17 protein-coding genes and 1 other RNA gene are annotated in these 15,863 nt (G+C 37.9%); 9 read left to right on the forward strand and 9 right to left on the reverse strand.

Annotation, left to right across the window (positions count from 1 at the left end; genetic code table 11):
• Positions 1–41 precede the first annotated feature (41 nt).
• The gene (locus J0654_RS17695; protein ID WP_207030447.1) at positions 42–1,337 is read left to right on the forward strand and encodes an amidohydrolase family protein; all 1,296 of its coding nucleotides are present in this window, start codon (positions 42–44) and stop codon (positions 1,335–1,337) included.
• A gap of 107 nt (positions 1,338–1,444) precedes the next feature.
• Here J0654_RS17695 and J0654_RS17700 read toward each other — a convergent pair whose 3' ends face one another.
• The 6 genes from J0654_RS17700 to J0654_RS17725 form a co-directional block, all read right to left on the reverse strand.
• On the reverse strand, positions 1,445–2,509 hold the full coding sequence (locus J0654_RS17700; protein WP_207030448.1) for a bifunctional transcriptional activator/DNA repair enzyme AdaA: 1,065 nt from the start codon (positions 2,507–2,509) through the stop codon (positions 1,445–1,447).
• Positions 2,509–3,264 carry an isocitrate lyase/PEP mutase family protein gene (locus J0654_RS17705; protein ID WP_207030449.1) on the reverse strand — a complete coding sequence of 252 codons (756 nt, stop codon included), beginning with the start codon at positions 3,262–3,264 and terminating at the stop codon, positions 2,509–2,511. Before J0654_RS17705 ends, J0654_RS17700 begins: the two co-directional genes overlap by 1 nt.
• A 2-nt stretch (positions 3,265–3,266) precedes the next feature.
• Complete coding sequence (locus J0654_RS17710; RefSeq protein WP_207030450.1) at positions 3,267–3,773, reverse strand: hypothetical protein; 507 nt, start codon at positions 3,771–3,773, stop codon at positions 3,267–3,269.
• 374 nt (positions 3,774–4,147) lie between these two features.
• Complete coding sequence (locus tag J0654_RS17715) at positions 4,148–4,612, reverse strand: DinB family protein (RefSeq protein WP_207030451.1); 465 nt, start codon at positions 4,610–4,612, stop codon at positions 4,148–4,150.
• 166 nt (positions 4,613–4,778) lie between these two features.
• Positions 4,779–5,204: an SRPBCC domain-containing protein gene (locus J0654_RS17720; RefSeq protein WP_207030452.1), complete on the reverse strand. Its 426-nt coding sequence runs from the start codon at positions 5,202–5,204 to the stop codon at positions 4,779–4,781.
• 57 nt (positions 5,205–5,261) lie between these two features.
• Positions 5,262–5,840 carry a Crp/Fnr family transcriptional regulator gene (locus J0654_RS17725; RefSeq protein WP_207030453.1) on the reverse strand — a complete coding sequence of 193 codons (579 nt, stop codon included), beginning with the start codon at positions 5,838–5,840 and terminating at the stop codon, positions 5,262–5,264.
• A 671-nt stretch (positions 5,841–6,511) separates the two neighbouring features.
• Here J0654_RS17725 and J0654_RS17730 point away from each other — a divergent pair.
• The 4 genes from J0654_RS17730 to J0654_RS17745 all read left to right on the forward strand — a co-directional run bounded on the left by J0654_RS17730 (position 6,512) and on the right by J0654_RS17745 (position 8,633).
• The gene (locus J0654_RS17730; RefSeq protein ID WP_207030454.1) at positions 6,512–6,847 is read left to right on the forward strand and encodes a winged helix-turn-helix transcriptional regulator; all 336 of its coding nucleotides are present in this window, start codon (positions 6,512–6,514) and stop codon (positions 6,845–6,847) included.
• Positions 6,840–7,745 (forward strand): NAD(+) diphosphatase, encoded by a 906-nt coding sequence (gene nudC / locus J0654_RS17735; RefSeq protein ID WP_207030455.1) that lies wholly within the window; start codon positions 6,840–6,842, stop codon positions 7,743–7,745. Before J0654_RS17730 ends, nudC begins: the two co-directional genes overlap by 8 nt.
• A gap of 18 nt (positions 7,746–7,763) precedes the next feature.
• Complete coding sequence (locus J0654_RS17740; RefSeq protein WP_207030456.1) at positions 7,764–8,057, forward strand: DUF1330 domain-containing protein; 294 nt, start codon at positions 7,764–7,766, stop codon at positions 8,055–8,057.
• A gap of 288 nt (positions 8,058–8,345) precedes the next feature.
• The gene (locus tag J0654_RS17745) at positions 8,346–8,633 is read left to right on the forward strand and encodes a YciI family protein (RefSeq protein WP_207030457.1); all 288 of its coding nucleotides are present in this window, start codon (positions 8,346–8,348) and stop codon (positions 8,631–8,633) included.
• A gap of 782 nt (positions 8,634–9,415) precedes the next feature.
• Here the strand turns inward: J0654_RS17745 and J0654_RS17750 are convergent.
• Complete coding sequence (locus J0654_RS17750; protein WP_207030458.1) at positions 9,416–10,657, reverse strand: site-specific integrase; 1,242 nt, start codon at positions 10,655–10,657, stop codon at positions 9,416–9,418.
• 235 nt (positions 10,658–10,892) lie between these two features.
• Positions 10,893–11,292, reverse strand: a transfer-messenger RNA (tmRNA) gene (gene ssrA / locus J0654_RS17755).
• Positions 11,293–11,547: 255 nt separating this feature from the next.
• Between ssrA and J0654_RS17760 the strand changes: the two genes are divergently transcribed.
• Together J0654_RS17760 and J0654_RS17765 are read left to right on the forward strand one after the other, a co-directional pair.
• Positions 11,548–12,753: an NAD(P)-dependent oxidoreductase gene (locus J0654_RS17760; RefSeq protein WP_207030459.1), complete on the forward strand. Its 1,206-nt coding sequence runs from the start codon at positions 11,548–11,550 to the stop codon at positions 12,751–12,753.
• 170 nt (positions 12,754–12,923) lie between these two features.
• Positions 12,924–13,103, forward strand: a complete 180-nt coding sequence (locus J0654_RS17765) for a hypothetical protein (protein WP_207030460.1) — start codon at positions 12,924–12,926, stop codon at positions 13,101–13,103.
• Between the two features lies 1 nt (position 13,104).
• On the opposite strand, the gene J0654_RS17770 is transcribed toward J0654_RS17765, so the two are convergent.
• Positions 13,105–14,226, reverse strand: coding sequence for an Sb-PDE family phosphodiesterase (locus tag J0654_RS17770; RefSeq protein WP_207030461.1), 1,122 nt, complete (start codon positions 14,224–14,226; stop codon positions 13,105–13,107).
• A gap of 212 nt (positions 14,227–14,438) precedes the next feature.
• On the opposite strand from J0654_RS17770, the gene J0654_RS17775 reads away from it, so the two are divergent.
• Together J0654_RS17775 and J0654_RS17780 are read left to right on the forward strand one after the other, a co-directional pair.
• Positions 14,439–14,894: a COG2426 family protein gene (locus J0654_RS17775; protein ID WP_207030462.1), complete on the forward strand. Its 456-nt coding sequence runs from the start codon at positions 14,439–14,441 to the stop codon at positions 14,892–14,894.
• A gap of 86 nt (positions 14,895–14,980) precedes the next feature.
• Entirely contained in the window at positions 14,981–15,850 is an 870-nt protein-coding gene (locus tag J0654_RS17780; RefSeq protein WP_207030463.1) for a DUF808 domain-containing protein, read from the forward strand.
• Positions 15,851–15,863 lie beyond the last annotated feature (13 nt).

The raw sequence follows: 15,863 nt of genomic DNA on the forward strand, positions 1-15,863 counted from the left end.
ATTAACCAGTACACCGAACAAAGATTTAAAATAACAAATACATGCGTCAATATTATTGTACCTTTTTTATGCTACTTTTTGCATCTTTCCTGAGTGGTCAACAAGCAAAAACATATATCAAAGCTGGACTTTTTTATGACAGCGAGCAAAATGAATTTCTTGAAAACAAGTTGATTGTTGTGGAGAATGGTCTAATCGTTGAGGTCTCCGATGCAAACAAGGCCAATACAGATGGCCATCGATGGATAGACCTTTCTGCTTACGTCGTTTTACCGGGATTGATAGATGCGCATACCCATGTGCTTTTCTCCCAATCTCCGAAAGATGATTTTGCGGAACATTCGGTAATCACCCTTACTATGGAAAGTGAGGCCTTACGGGTGCTTAGAGGTTCCAAAAGGGCAAGGTCCTATCTTGACGTGGGTATAACAAGTATTAAGGATTTGGGAAATTCGGGGCTCTATTTGGACGTGGCTCTTAGGGATGCCATTGAGGAAGGTACGGTTATCGGGCCACGAATCTTTGCTTCTGGGCCCATACTGTCCGCCCCTGGGGGACAAATTTACGGTGTCGAACCAAAACATCAAGATTTGATTTCGGGAGAGTATCGAATCATCCGAGGTGTGGAAGATGCAAAAATTGCCGTTCAGGAACATGTAAATCAAGGCGTTGACCTTATCAAGATTTGTGCTGACAACTTACCGAACGAAACCGTACTTTCTTTGGAGGAGATGCAGGCCATTGTACGGACCGCACATGGGTATGGTCTCAAAGTAACTGCCCACGCGGTAACGGACGAATCTGCTCAGAAAGCAATTGAAGCTGGTGTTGATGGGATTGAACATGGTTTCAATATTTCCGATTCCACATTGAACATGATGGCAAAGAAGGATGTGTATCTGGTTCCTACAGAAAACAGTAGGGAGTACATGGAGTTGTTCAGTGAGTTAGCCGGATATGATTTTGGGAGTGACCAATGGATTGACAGGTATAGAGAAGCAATGACGGAACGATTACAAAAAGCAATTAAAATTGGAGTAACTATTGTGGCGGGTTCGGACAATTATAATGAATTGAATGTATCTAGGGGCAGTTCATCGATCGATATGTTCAAGGCTTATTTTGACTCTGGCATGACCCCACTGGACATACTGCAATCGGCCACAATCCTTTCAGCCACGCACCTTGGAAAACAAAACGAAATAGGTGTGCTTAAAAAAGGTGCAAAGGCGGATATAATTGCCTTAAAAGGAAACGTTTTGACTGAATTTTATCCTACCATCAAAAGAGTGGTTTTTGTAATGAAAGATGGTAAAATAGTTAAATCAGCGGATTAAAAAGAGTTTGCTAAAGGCACTGACTTGACCTTGACAGTAGAATCAAAACTAGGTAATGCAAAATAGGCGGTCCAAAGAATTAGCCAACAAATACAGGGAAGATTATTTTAGGGTACTTGCTGGTGAAATTTTTGTTCGTGGTCCAAAAGCCATTTTTTTCTTTGGACTCCACCACCATAGCCCACTAGATTTCCATTTTTACCTAGGACTCTATGGCATGGAACTATAATGGATACACGATTATGTCCATTGGCTGATGCCAGGGCTCTTACTGCATTGTGACTGTTTAGTATTTGAGCTTGTTCAGTGTAGGTTGATGTGGTTCCAAATGGAATTTTTTGAAGGTTTTTCCATACCCTGATCTGAAAGTCTGTTCCAGGGGTTTCAAGAGGAATTTCGAACTTTTGTCTAGTTCCATCAAAATATTCGGTAATTTCCTTTTGGGTCTGTTTGATATGATTATTCTCGCCTGCAATTATATGGGCGTTTAGGAGATTTTGTAAACTCCTAAAGGCTGTTTCAAGCATTTTTCGATCGGCAAACTCCAGTAAGCAAACACCCTTTTTAGTGGCGCATACGAACATAGGACCCAGAGGGGTAGTTAGTCTGCTAATTAAAATTACGTTTTCCGCTGTACTGTTTCTTGGGGAATTTCCAACGAGTTTTTTGAAAGTGTACCCAAAACCACTTAAGGATTCGTAGCCGGAATCAAAGGCAGTTTCCGTAGTGTTTTTGCCCTGTTTCAACTCTTGAAAGGCCACATTGATCCTATACATTCTTTGATAGGATTGGAAAGTCATTCCGTAATTTTTATTGAACCATCGCCTGACAACCTCAGGGCTGACATTTAATTGTCTGAGTTGATTATCTGAAATTTTTGATTTGGGATTTTCTTTGACCAATCGAATAGCGATTTGGACTGGTTCCGGTGCTTCGTTAGCGTTTTCAGTAGGTTTACAAACTTTGCAAGGTCTGTAACCATTATCTAAAGCGTCCTTAAAGGACGTAAAAAATTCAACATTTTTCTTTTTTGGCTTTCTTGCCCTACAGGTCGCGATACAGAAAACCGAAGTCGTTTTAACACCTACAAAAAAAATACCTACGAAATCTTCTCTTCTGGCCAACAAGGCCTCGTAATAAGTATCTATGGTCTTAGTTTCGGTAATACGCATTAAAAAAGTGATTTAAAGGATTGCTGATTTAAAATTTCAGCGGTCCTTAACTTGAATTGTTGGTACATGTCCTCAAATATAAAGTTTCCCATACTTATTCGCTTTACACCTAAACCAGATAGCACATCGAAATCAGGAAGATTGGGCATGCACATCACATTGATGGGTAATTTGGAACAGTCAACAACTTCTTTAATATCAGATAGTTCTTCTATACCGGGAACAAAGATTCCATTTGCTCCGGCCTGTTCATAAAGCTGAATTCTTCTTTTGGTCTCCTCCAATTTGTTGGGTATGTTAAGCAAAAAGGTATCGGTCCTTATATTTAGGAAAATTTCAATATTTTCCTTCCTTAGGATTTTGGTGACTTCGGAAATGAGATTTGAAAATCTTTCCGCTTCTACAAGAGACCGTTTTTTAGCTACAATACTGTCCTCTAAATTAACCCCAACAACCCCTAAATCCTTTAAGGCCTTCAAATGATTGGCAATGTCCTTACTATCCCGACTGTAACCGGATTCCAGATCGACAGATAGGGGTAGATTTGAACAACAGGCAATTCTTTTTACCATATAATGTAACTCTAGAAAAGACATCTCTTCTCCATCTTGGTATCCAAGAAGCGAAGCAATTGCAGAACTGGATGTTCCCAGTGCTTGAAAATTTAATTCTTCGGCAATTTTTGCACTAGCCACGTCCCAGACATTGGCAATCAATAAAGGCTTGTGGTCTTGATGTAAGTTGGTGAAATCCATTGTTAATTAAGGTTTAATGAAATATTTAGAATGGTTCTTGTATTTAGGCTAATCGTTTTATTGCTATAACCAAATCCAATGCATAAGGGAATGCCTATGGAGCCCCAATCAAAAGAATGGTTTAGGAAAAGGGAAATTCCCGTAGTATGGACAAAGGAATCTGAATCTTGGTGTTGCTTTGGGATATAGGTGACTTCTCCAAACCAATTGACGTTTAGATATAGGTTTCTTTGTATTTCATTGGTTTTTAAAGTAGTTCCGAAAAAAGTATAAAATCCATATTGATTAGTGGCATCTACAAAGGCAGCCAACTCTATGAACTCTGATTTATAAGAAAGTCCCGCACCTATGGATAGAATCGGAGTATAACTGACTTCATTGGTGTTGATGTTGTAATTTGCAATTTGTGGTGTTCGCACGAACAGTGAAGGCTTCAGTTCCTGCGCCAAACTGAGTTTCGGCATCGTAAGTGCCAATAGTACTAAAATCAATCCTTTGTGTATTTCCATTAGACAAAAATGCCCCTAGGAATTTTGTCGGGCAACCGAAAATTGGACGAGTATTTTTTTCGTCACCAAAAAAGTGGTTTTTTCAATTAAAAATCACACGGCGCAGTGGTAGACTTAAATGTTATTCACAATCATTTTAATGGCTCTCTGGTCAAAATAGCCCGAAGGATTTACCATTTGGATGGATACCTTATACTTTTTGGATAAGAGAAAAATAAACTTGAAAGGAGAAGGGTTGTAAATGAAGTAGGCAGATCAAACTTATACTTAAAGATGTATATCCGGTAGTATTTGAGGTTTTTTGCTTTGACTGTAGTGACTGCTTGATTCCAACTACACTTCAAATAGTTACAACTAAACCATATCATGGGGTTTTATCGGAGGTGCTTTTTTAGTAAAACGACTTGTCCAAGGTGATAACTGGTATGTTCGATCATAGCATCCAGATTCCTCATATAGGTGCCATATTTTTCTTCTATAAAGTCAGCCAATAATTCCTGGTCTGACATCTTTTCAACAAGTTCAATAAATTCTTTTGAGTCAGCGCAAAATTTGTTTACCATTTGCTTCCAATCTTCTTCGGATTTTATGGGTGGATATTCAAAACTATGTTTATCTCGGATATCCAATGTCCCGCCCTTAAGAACTTGAGCTACTCCGGAAATATAGTAATTGATATGAAAGGTTAAATCTACAATAGTATTGGAGTTCCCTAGTCTCTGGGACGCTTTTAGCCAATCCAGGTCGGTTATTTCGTCTTTGAAGTTGGTGCCTAACACCCATTTTCCCTCCAACAATATTTCCCTTAACCTATTGGCTAGATATGTGCTTAGTTTCATTTGAATCAACCTTTAAATTTTAAAATCTGTATTTTCATATTAGTTAAAAAGCGTGTATTTGAACATTGGTTGGCTATGGACAGACCCCTTGTACTAGTAAGTTATGGATGCTACAATGGTTGCCCGTTTATTTTTGGGCATTACAGCTATACTATGAAATGGCACCTTATTTTTCACATTGTTGTTTAATTCGCTCGTTCATCCTTTCAAATCCTTTTTTCGTGTTTTCTAAATTAAAGAATCGTACAAGAATCCCTTCAAAAATTTCACTCTGTTTAAAAGTGGTCTTTCCGTTGTTGTTATCGATAAGTTCGAAGGTATGAGTCCCGTCAAAAAGTCCACTGATCAAGAACTTTCCTTTCCATGTTAAAACTTGGTTCTCTTCAAGTTCCAAAACTATTGGTTTAAATGTCATCTTTGACGAATTGTTCATTTGGATAATTACCTGCAACCTTTCACCAATGGATAGTTTTCCTTCCATTTTTCGGATGAATGGATTCCAATTGGGATAATTTTCTTGATGTGTTAAAACAGTCCATATTTTCTCTGGACTGGCGTTTATTTCAATCTTTGTCCTTATTTCCTTTGTCATGTATTCTAGGTTTCGGGCAAAGTTGATTTAAAATTGATGGAATGCTCTTGACTAAAATCAAGAATTTCCAATACGTTTTTTTCTGATCCGACTTAAGGTTTCAGGAGTCATTCCCAAAATTGATGCAATGTATTGTAAAGGAACTAGGTTCAAAAGCTCCCGGTTTTGGTGGAAAAAAAGATCAAACCTTTCTTCTGTACTCATGGATAAATGCGAAAACACCCTATCTTCAAGAATAGCAAAACACTTGGCCATAAATTGTGTTTCCACTTCTTTCCAAATAGGAAGCTTTTCGTTTAATTGCTCATAGTTTTTCCGGTTGATTGTAAGTAATTCCACATCTGTTAAAGCTTGGATGGACAATCTACTAGGTTCATTGAAGAAGAAACTCGAAATCTCCGTAACAAATTGATTGGGGGATGAAATCCATTGTGTTACCTCCTTTCCATCTGAATGCCTATAAATCCGCAACAGTCCTGATTTTACTAAGCTTAGCTTTCTGCAGTATTTTCCGGTTTGAATAAAAAAATCATTTTTTTCCATTCTATCATGATAAAAGAAAGAACGAAGGATGTCAATTTCTTCCCTTTTTAACTCTCCGAAATTAGCTTTCACAATTCTTTCAAATTCGGTCATTTAATTCTCTTGTTATAGGATTATCAAGTTTTAGACTGTTGATTTAATGTACGTGTCTAAAGAAGATGTAATGTAGTGTTTCCGTCTCAGTATCGAAAACAGCTACTTAAGAATGAATCGTTTGGTTCAACGTTGGTCGAACTCGATTCTGTGCCCACGAAAAGTTATAGCCTGACCCCTTTTGTAGCCTAACCTCTTTTAGGACATCGCTAAATTCATAAAATTATCATTAATGTCGTTGGTTTCAGGGAGGAATTCTTCCCGAAACGGTTCATGTATCCCCCCGGCGGCATATCCCTGATGGATGCATGGGATATCTTATATTGTAATCCTCTATCCATTTTTGGGTAGGTACCAATACTTGGAGAAGATTGTTGAACCAGTAGGCATCGAGCATATTCTCCCTATACAACCTGTTCAGCTTTCCATATGTTCGTTCTCCATGGGCCTGCCGGGATGGATGAACTCCAGCGCTATCTGCTTGCCCTTGCGCTATTGGTATATACCTTTGATATGAACTCCGGACCATTGTAAGTCATTTTAAAGAGTCGCTCTAACTTCAATTAATTGGAATTGGAATCAAATCAGATTGTATAAATAATCCAATTCTCTTTCATATACGCTACATATTCTGTAGCTTTGCTATATAATGTGTAGCAAAAAATTAAATTATGTCACTGCCAAAACCAGGAAGGCCCGTAAGGGGTTCAAAATCAGGTAACCATTTAATGGCTTTATTTGACCTATTAGGTAGAAGTTGGTCAATGGGAATTATTTGGAGATTACAAGAGGGTTCTTGCACTTTTCGTGTACTTCAAGATAGATGCGAATCTATATCACCTACAACATTAAATAAAAGGTTAAAAGAACTAACCCAATCTTTTTTAATTGAAAGAACAGTTGATGGATATACACTTACTGATAAAGGAAGAGAAATTTTCCAATTGCTAAAACCTTTAGAGTCTTGGGCAAAAGATTGGGCAAAAAAATTTGAAGCCGATGAATGATATACAATTTTACAGTAATAAAGATTTCAATAGAGCAGTTGAATCACGAGAAATAAAAACTAAGCCGTTAGAAATTTCTTTCATCCCAATTTATAAGGACCATTTTTTCAGCATTAATTATTTAAATAGTGATAAAGTGGTAATGAATGTTCCATCAGAATTGACTTCGCTATCTGAAAAAAAATATTATTTGGGAATAACAGACAATAAAGAAGTCTGGTGCATAGACTTATCTGAAATAAAATACGCTACGATATCTAATTTCTTAACTGATTCAAATTTATGCTGTTTACGCGATTGTTTTCATGTAATTACTGAAAAAGAAGCTTCTCTACTTGCATATGCTAAAGGTATAGCACATTGGAATAAGACACATCAATTTTGCAATAATTGTGGTTCAAAAACAATTACCGAAGAAAAAGGCCACAGAAGAAAGTGTTCAAATAGTCTATGTAACTCACTTCATTTTCCAAGGATTAATCCTGCTGTGATTGTATTGATTGAATACAAACAAGAAAACTCACCTTCTTTATGTTTACTAAATATGCATCAAAAGGAATATGGTTATATGTGCTCTCTTTTCTCAGGTTTTTCAGAAATTGGAGAAAGTCTTGAAGATACTGTTATAAGAGAAATGAAAGAAGAATTAAGCGTTGCCGTGACCAACATTAAATATATTGCTTCCCAACCCTGGACATTTCCTTCCTCTATGATGTTAGGATTTTCAGCTGAAACAAAAAATAAAAACTTTAAAATAGATAATAAAGAAATAAAGGAAGCACATTGGTTTTCTGCAAACCAGATTATAGAAATGGTACAGGACAATAAACTTGTGATTTCTAAAAAGGATTCTATCTCTAATTATTTGATAGAAAAATGGGTAAGAGAAAATAGTTAAATAATAAAAAACAAAATCATGGACAAAGTAAATTTAACAATCGTAGCAACATTGAATCCGAACGGAAAGGAAGAACTTTCGCATTATCTTGAAAAAGTAGGTCTTCTTTATAAAAAAGCACGTGCAAAACCAGTTAATAAATTTAAAATTACGAAACCTTTAATTGGGGACTACAAACCAAGTTTAGTTTCAATTATGGAATTCCCAAATATAAATTCATTGAATGAAGTATTTGAAAGTAACGATTATAAACAATTAATTCCGTTCCGGGAAAAGGCTTTTTCAAAATTAGAAGCATATATCAGTGAATAAAAGTGCCTTATAACATGATATATAAGCAAAAGCGGTTTGAGTGCAAACTTGAACCGCTTTTTTATCTAATAAAATTATATTTTAATCTGAAAAGTAGTTGCAACAAATCCGCTATCATTTTTATATGGGACCGTTACCAAAGTTCAAGTAAACGATACCAAGAAAAGATGATTTGATGCCTCAATAATTTTCAATTTTGGGTGCATATGGATGTATTTTATGATTACATAAAAAGTTGTGTGTCCTACCATATGAGAACGAAAAATTGAATTGAATACAAAAATCTAAATGTTCATTATAAACCTGACTTATAAAACTGAATTGGAAAAAGTTGACCAATTTCTCAATGACCATATTGAATTCCTAAATGAGCAATATAAATTAGGACATTTTCTCTTATCAGGAAGAAAAATACCTAGAACAGGAGGAATAATTTTATCGAATGTTAAATCGAAACCTGAATTGGAAAAAATTATTGCAAATGATCCTTTCAAGAAAAAGGAATTGGCAAATTACGAATTGACTGAATTCATACCGACTAAAACTTGTGACGAATTGAGTTTTTTGATAGAATGAAAAAGTTCGAACACACAACACTGCATATAGCCTTTGGCAGTAAAAGGCTAGCTGCAAGGTTTTTCCTCAGTAGCCCGCTTTGGTTTGGTTGGACAGATAATGCTCCCAAAACAACCATAAGCCATATGCCCGCCTTTTCCAAAGTTCAATTAAACGGTGCCTTAAAATCCCCTGGTTCATAATGATATTCGAAACAAAGGCGAACGCAACGAAGTGGAGTGCTGCAAGCCCCAAATCTTACAAAAACTAATACTACTGAGCGAGGTAAAATTTGATCTGTTAAACTTCTTGAAACCCATTTTTCCATTAAAAATTTATTGGTTTTACTGGGCTGAACAGCTTTTTCCATTAAAAAGGGATTGTTCCAAGAATCATTACAATCATAAATTAAGAAGAAAAGATACCTTCATTGAAAGCACCAAAGCTCAGTTTTTAAGCTAAAAATTCGTTGGTTTCATTGGGCTGAGAGCATTTTTAGGCTAAAAATGAACTAAATGGAATAAACTGAAATTCTACAAAACCCCATAAAACATGGGCTTTTCCGAAGGAAAATGAATGAATAGCGTTGCGTCAGCACGCTATCCTCTTGCTCTTCATATTTTCTTTGCAAGGCAAAGAAAACCTGAATAGCATTGTTTTTTGTGAAGGAATTGAACTCTTTCAATATTGTAAATAGGTTCATTGCACCCTATTTCAATTTTACTTCACGCTTATCTTTCCGAACACTATAAAATTAAAACAGGATCCATGTGCAAAAGTTGGGGTAAGATTGGGACAGAAATTCAGGCATTATTTGTTTTAACCTTCTCCTGAATGCCCAACTTCTTTTTTAAAACCTGCATATCATCACTCACCTTTCTATCTATGATTTTAGCATAATGTTGGGTGGTTCGAAGATTTTTATGTCCGAGCATTTGTCCTACAGTCTCAATAGGGACACCATTGGAAAGTGTTACAGTTGTTGCAAAAGTATGCCTGGCCAAATGAGTGGTTAGGTTCTTTTTGATTCCACAGAGGTCAGCGATTTCTTTCAAGTAAGCATTGGACTTCTGATTGCTTAATACAGGAAGAACGCAATCTCCGTTGATTACCTTAGGATGGTCTTGATATTTTTCAATTAAACCAATAGCAGTTGGTAATAGGGGAATACCTAATCTTGATTTTGTTTTAGTACGTTTGGACTTAATCCAAAGACTTCCATCAATATGCGTGACAATGTTATCAGGATTTAGTTTTTGAACATCTATATAGGAAAGGCCGGTATAACAACAGAACACAAACATATCTCGAACAACGTTCAAACGTTCTCCATTGATTTCCTTGTCCACTAAAGTCTGTAATTCCTCTTTGGATAGGAATTCACGCTCTACCGTTTTGAACTGCACCTTATAGTTATAAAAAGGATCTTTACTGATCCATTCATGTGCCACGGCCATTCGGATTATCTTCTTGAAATTGTTTACGTATTTCAATGCTGAGTTATGGTTGCATTCTTTGGCTGTTTTTAAGAAGTACTCAAATCCTTTGATAAATTTTAAATCCACATCTCGAACCGGGATGTCTGATTTTCGGAATTCAAACTTTATAAATTCAGCCACATGGTTTCTTGTGGTATGATATCGTTTGTATGTGCCCAGGGCAAATTCAATACCAATCAATTTTTCCATTTGTTGGTTATGCTCATCAAAGAGCTCCAAAAGCATTTTTACCCTTTTGTCATTGCCTAAGAATTTGTCCTTTACATCATACACGGTAAAAAAGTTTCCTTCTTCCACCAATTCATGATGTATTTTGTTAACCTTGTGGCGGACTGTTGCCATAAATCGATTCAATTCTTCTGCCTCTATTCCCTTTCCTTTCAATTTGTTCATTCTGGAGTCCCATTTTTCAGGATCGATTTTTCTATGAAGGCTTATTACTGATCGTTGACCATTTACTGTTAATCTTAGGTATAGTCCGGCTTTCCCGTTCTTGTCGAGACGTTTGTCTTTAAGGTAAAATAAGACTGCAAAGGAATTTGACATATTTTGGGTATCGATTTATGTCAATAAAGGTATGAAAAATAACTTATTGGAGTTTTGTAAAATATTATAAAAGAGAATATTACAAGAATATCGATACCTTTTTTTAATTTTTAAAATGGGTATCGATTTGGTGCCTTTCAAACTGATTTTAATTGAGATTAAACGAAACCAAATAAAATAAAAAAACCTGTAAATCAGTAATTTACAGGTTTAATGTGTTGTTTTGATGGTGTTTTAGTGGAGCCGGAGGGATTCGAACCCTCGTCCAAACAAGCAATAACCATGCTTTCTACATGCTTAGTATCTGTTTGATTTTCGATGCATGCCTGACCAGATACGGCCTAACATACACTTATCTTCTTTAGGTTTTAGAGGTGTCGCCAAAGCGAACGAACACCCTTGTGTTGACTTTTTTGGTGCTCCTAAACGAATCGCCGTCAACAAGGGCTATTCAGGAACATCTCGCTTCCCTACCTTGTAGGGACGAGGCATATCTTACTATAATTCAGATTATGCGGCAAGAGCGTAATTATTTTCGCCAATTAAAAGTGTGAAACATGAGATTAACGAGCTGTATCCCAGCGCTCGGCATGCTTACATCGCCATTGGTCTTGCTGTCAAAACCGGTCGGCCCCGTAATGTTATTCCTGCGAAGGCAGGAATCTCTCACTTTTTTATCAAAGAACTTGGCCTGCATTGAGCGCAGTCAAAGTGTGGGCGTTTCCCAAAACTTGCTCGGCAAGTTCTCGGTCGGGCTATCGGCCGTACATGGTACCTGCCTCTATCCCTAACGCGGTCGGCAAAGGTAACTCATATCCATCAAACAATAAAAAGTTTGCTTACCCTGCCTATTACCCTTAATTTGGTCAACAATTATACCAAAATACCATATGAAGTTCGGAATTATCAGGGAACGGAAAAATCCGCCCGATCGCAGGGTGGTACTGTCACCAAAGGAATGTCAAAATGTCCTCTCCAAATTTCCAAAAGCTGAAATTTTAGTGGAATCGTCCCCCATTCGGGTTTTCGCCGATAAAGAGTATGCCGATAGGGGAATCCAGGTAGTCGATGATATGGGTTCCTGCGAAGTACTTCTTGGTGTCAAAGAAGTTCCCATCGATGCGTTGATTCCCAACAAAAAATATTTTTTCTTTTCACACACCATTAAAAAACAACCATATAACCGAGAGTTGCTCCGAGCAATACTGGATAAAAACATCGAATTGTACGATCACGAAGTCATCACCAACGCAAAAGGGGCCAGATTGGTGGCCTTTGGTCGTTATGCTGGTATAGTAGGGGCCTATAACGGATTCAGGGCGTATGGATTAAAATACAATCTGTACAAATTGCCCAAGGCCGAATCTCTTTTAGATCAACAAGCCTTGATTGCCGAGCTTAAAAAAATACAACTGCCCAACATTAAAATATTGCTAACGGGAAAAGGCAGAGTGGGTAATGGAGCCAAGGAAATGCTCGATGCCATGGGATTGGAACAAGTTGGTGTTGCAGAGTACTTAAAGGAAGATTTCAATTATCCGGTATATTGCCAGATAGATGCTTCCGAATATAACAAACGAAAAGATGGGGTGCGCGGTAACAAAGCCGATTTTTTTCAGAACCCCGAGGCATATAAGTCCAACTTTTTCAGGTTTGCCAAAGTCACCGACTTCTACATTGCAGGACATTTTTATGGCGACGGCGCCCCCTATCTCTATACACGGGAGGATGCAAAACAGCCCGAGTTCAATATAAAAGTGGTGGCCGATATCAGTTGCGATATCGATGGTCCAGTGGCATCCACCATTCGTCCATCCACTATTGCTGATCCCATCTATGGTTACGAGCCCAAATCCGAAACAGAAACTGATTATCGGGATAAAAATGCCATCGCCGTTATGGCAGTGGACAATTTGCCATGTGAGTTGCCGCGCGATGCCAGTGTAGGGTTTGGTGAGGCATTTTCCAAATATGTAATTCCGTCATTCTTTAACAACGATAAAGATGGTCTTCTCCTTCGGGCACGTATGACCCAAAATGGTAAATTGACCTCTCGCTACGCCTATTTGCAGGACTACGTAGATGGCAAAGAATAACCTTGTATCCAAAATTCAAGTGCAAAAGTTGGTAATGGGTTGTTTTTTAGTATATTGTATATCCTAATTATCAAAAGCCAGTGACATTCAATTGGGTATTTTCTGGAGATGACAATCCAGCAATGCAACGGACCTGTATCGATTTGGAATACAGTCTCAGACCAAGGATTATGAGATTCTTGTTATCCCGATTGGATGTGGATACGGACTTTTCCATGTTTTACTTTGATGTTGACGTAGATAAAAAATGGGTGTCCATCTCAGAGAAAACTCCTCAAGAATATATGCTCAAAATATCGTCCGATTTTGATCAAACGATCAATGGGTCTTCTTTTACTTCGGTGGCTTAAGCTATTCTTGATCTTTTAATGCAATGTTCCAGGTAATTACGGGATGCTCTTTGGGGGCAATATAGGCACCCAGCGCCTTAAGTTTTATTTGAAGGTCGTCCTTTTTTTCGAGCGTCTTTATTTGAAGGGTTTTGGTGCCCTCGGCAGGTATTGTGAATACTGGGGAACTGGAATAGAAGGTGTACGACATTTGATTTTCAAAAATGAGGTCACTACTGGTAACGTTCTTTAAAGTAACTTCCAAAATAGATGTGTTGTTGATGTATTTGGCCTTCTCAAATTGAACAGAGGCATTCAGCAAAGGAACCAGGTTTTCCTCTTTCCCCACCAGTAGAGAATTGAAGACTGCCACTGTTCTGCCGGCAAATAAAGCTTCTTTAAGTGATTCTTTGGATCTTTCTTTGGCAAAGACCAAGGTTATGGGACGTGTATGTCCCTTTTCCACATAATCCCAATCAATTAGTCCATGAATATCGCTAGTGCCCATGATCGTCAAATTATTCTCAAGGGCAAGAGCCAATGATTCTTCGGAATAATCACCGGTATTTATCACTTCGATACCATGCAACTCTCCACTACTAATGCGTTCTTTTTGAAAATCACTCAAAACAGGGTTTCCTTTTGGCGATTGCGCATACCAGGCAGGGTGGTTCCAAAACACAAATGCACCTTGCTTTTTTGCTTCAGCAAAAGAATCCTCGGCATCATTTACCAGCAGTTGGTTGGCATCTTTGATAAATATGGCATTGTTATGCCCGATAGGCGCTTGGCGCGTGATTTCCGATCCATGGACAAGCAAAAGATCATGGTCCTTGGCTTCTTGCAGGGCAATTTCATAGGAACGGTTCCTGTCTGGATGGGGAATGTCTTCCTTGTGGGGTTGGTATTCGATATGCTCGGTAAGTGAAATTACATCCAAGTTGTCCCGGAGCGCTTCCATAACTCGAATATTGGGCCACACATTGCCATCAGAAAAAACGGTATGTTGGTGTAAATCTGTTTTCAAGGTTACATAACCAGGAATATCCGGAAACTCAAGAGCTCGGGAGCTTTGATGTGTATGTTCTTGGGCAAACAGTAATGAAGCGGTAAAAAGAGCGATAAAAAATGGTTGGAATTTCATGTTGATGGTTTTATCAAAACTATGAAACCTTCGCATGTGTTTCAATGGCGAAGCGTACATTTTACAAACTGTTAACCTGGACATAAACTTGTTAGGCTCTTTTGGGGGAAAATCAAGCTGATTCAAAATCACAATTAATAAATATTTAAGGGCTTAAAAGGGCGTTATATTCAAATTCCTTGTTAGGTTTGCCAGCTTAAAACCTAAGCACTTTGCACATCGATTTAATTATAGCGGCACTTTGGAGCCTATCACCATTTGGCGAAGCAAAAGTTGGTATTCCTTATGGAATGTACCAAGGTGTAAATGAGTACCTGGTTTTTATTGTTTGTTTTGGGGCCAATGTATTGGTGTTTCCGATGATGATGTTCTTTTTGGAGTACGTTAACCGTCATCTGATCAAATGGCGTTTCTATAAAAAGTCCGCGGTTTTTGTCGGCCAAAGGGCCAAAAAAGGGTCAGGTAAAAAAATACAACGCTTCGGTTTTTTGGGTATTGTGCTCTTTGTTATGATACCACTGCCAGGTACGGGAGTTTATGCTGGAAGTATTGCAGCCTATCTCTTCAAAATGAAAAAACGTGAGGCCTTTGCCGCCAATACAATCGGCATCTTCTTTTCCTCGGTAATTATCTGGGCCGCTACTTTAATGTCAATGGAGGGCATATAGCCGAATAGTTTTCTCGATTTTCAGTCATCTTAAGGAGGGATTTGTTTATTTTGCCTCCAACTTGATCATTAACCTAAAAAAGTAGTATGGCATCTGGTTTTTTTGCTGTTTTGGACGATATTTCCGCATTGATGGACGATGTAGCGACCATGAGTAAAGTCGCAACCAAAAAAACAGCAGGTATTTTGGGTGATGATTTAGCGGTGAATGCCGAGAAAGCAACCGGTTTTTTGTCAAGTCGTGAAATCCCTGTACTATGGGCCATTACCAAAGGTTCTTTTTTGAACAAACTGATTATTCTCCCCATTGCTTTTTTGTTGAGCGCCTATTTGCCGGTTGCCATAACAGTTATTTTGATTTTGGGAGGGGTCTATTTGGCCTATGAGGGAGCAGAAAAGGTATACGAATATATTTTTCACAGGAATGAAGAAGGTCATGCAACAGACCCTATTGATATTCCCGAAGAGGAATTGCCCGGATTGGAGAAGAAGAAGATAAAGCAGGCCATAATCACGGATTTTATTCTGTCCGTTGAGATTGTCATTATCGCATTGAGTACGGTGGTCAACCAACCTTTGACCATACAAATAGCAACGGTTTCCGTTGTGGCATTATTGGCGACCGTTGGAGTCTATGGCATTGTGGCATTGATCGTTCGTATGGATGATTACGGTTACAGACTCATTAATCTGAATGAGGAGCATAATACTTTTTCCGATCAGGTAGGAAGAGTTTTGGTGAATGCACTTCCCAAGATCATCAAAGGGTTGTCAATCGTGGGGACATTGGCGTTGCTGTTGGTGTCTGGGGGTATTTTTAACCATAACATTGAGTTTTTCCATCAATTGTTCCCAAGCCTGCCGACTTTGCTCAAGGATTTTATTTTTGGATTGGTTATAGGTTTTGTTGCACTTTTTTTACTGAAGTTGGTTAAAAAGCTGTTCAAGCGTAAATAACAAGTAAGCTTTT

It is taken from the genome of Flagellimonas profundi (assembly GCF_017313275.1).
Lineage (GTDB): Bacteria > Bacteroidota > Bacteroidia > Flavobacteriales > Flavobacteriaceae > Flagellimonas > Flagellimonas profundi.

Excerpts from the sequence above, each read along its gene's own strand:
- J0654_RS17695 (WP_207030447.1), top strand. The coding sequence starts at position 42 with ATGCGTCAATATTATTGTACCTTTTTTATGCTACTTTTTGCATCTTTC.
- J0654_RS17700 (WP_207030448.1), bottom strand. The coding sequence starts at position 2,509 with ATGCGTATTACCGAAACTAAGACCATAGATACTTATTACGAGGCCTTG.
- J0654_RS17705 (WP_207030449.1), bottom strand. The coding sequence starts at position 3,264 with ATGGATTTCACCAACTTACATCAAGACCACAAGCCTTTATTGATTGCC.
- J0654_RS17710 (WP_207030450.1), bottom strand. The coding sequence starts at position 3,773 with ATGGAAATACACAAAGGATTGATTTTAGTACTATTGGCACTTACGATG.
- J0654_RS17715 (WP_207030451.1), bottom strand. The coding sequence starts at position 4,612 with ATGAAACTAAGCACATATCTAGCCAATAGGTTAAGGGAAATATTGTTG.
- J0654_RS17720 (WP_207030452.1), bottom strand. The coding sequence starts at position 5,204 with ATGACAAAGGAAATAAGGACAAAGATTGAAATAAACGCCAGTCCAGAG.
- J0654_RS17725 (WP_207030453.1), bottom strand. The coding sequence starts at position 5,840 with ATGACCGAATTTGAAAGAATTGTGAAAGCTAATTTCGGAGAGTTAAAA.
- J0654_RS17730 (WP_207030454.1), top strand. The coding sequence starts at position 6,512 with ATGTCACTGCCAAAACCAGGAAGGCCCGTAAGGGGTTCAAAATCAGGT.
- nudC (WP_207030455.1), top strand. The coding sequence starts at position 6,840 with ATGAATGATATACAATTTTACAGTAATAAAGATTTCAATAGAGCAGTT.
- J0654_RS17740 (WP_207030456.1), top strand. The coding sequence starts at position 7,764 with ATGGACAAAGTAAATTTAACAATCGTAGCAACATTGAATCCGAACGGA.
- J0654_RS17745 (WP_207030457.1), top strand. The coding sequence starts at position 8,346 with ATGTTCATTATAAACCTGACTTATAAAACTGAATTGGAAAAAGTTGAC.
- J0654_RS17750 (WP_207030458.1), bottom strand. The coding sequence starts at position 10,657 with ATGTCAAATTCCTTTGCAGTCTTATTTTACCTTAAAGACAAACGTCTC.
- J0654_RS17760 (WP_207030459.1), top strand. The coding sequence starts at position 11,548 with ATGAAGTTCGGAATTATCAGGGAACGGAAAAATCCGCCCGATCGCAGG.
- J0654_RS17765 (WP_207030460.1), top strand. The coding sequence starts at position 12,924 with ATGAGATTCTTGTTATCCCGATTGGATGTGGATACGGACTTTTCCATG.
- J0654_RS17770 (WP_207030461.1), bottom strand. The coding sequence starts at position 14,226 with ATGAAATTCCAACCATTTTTTATCGCTCTTTTTACCGCTTCATTACTG.
- J0654_RS17780 (WP_207030463.1), top strand. The coding sequence starts at position 14,981 with ATGGCATCTGGTTTTTTTGCTGTTTTGGACGATATTTCCGCATTGATG.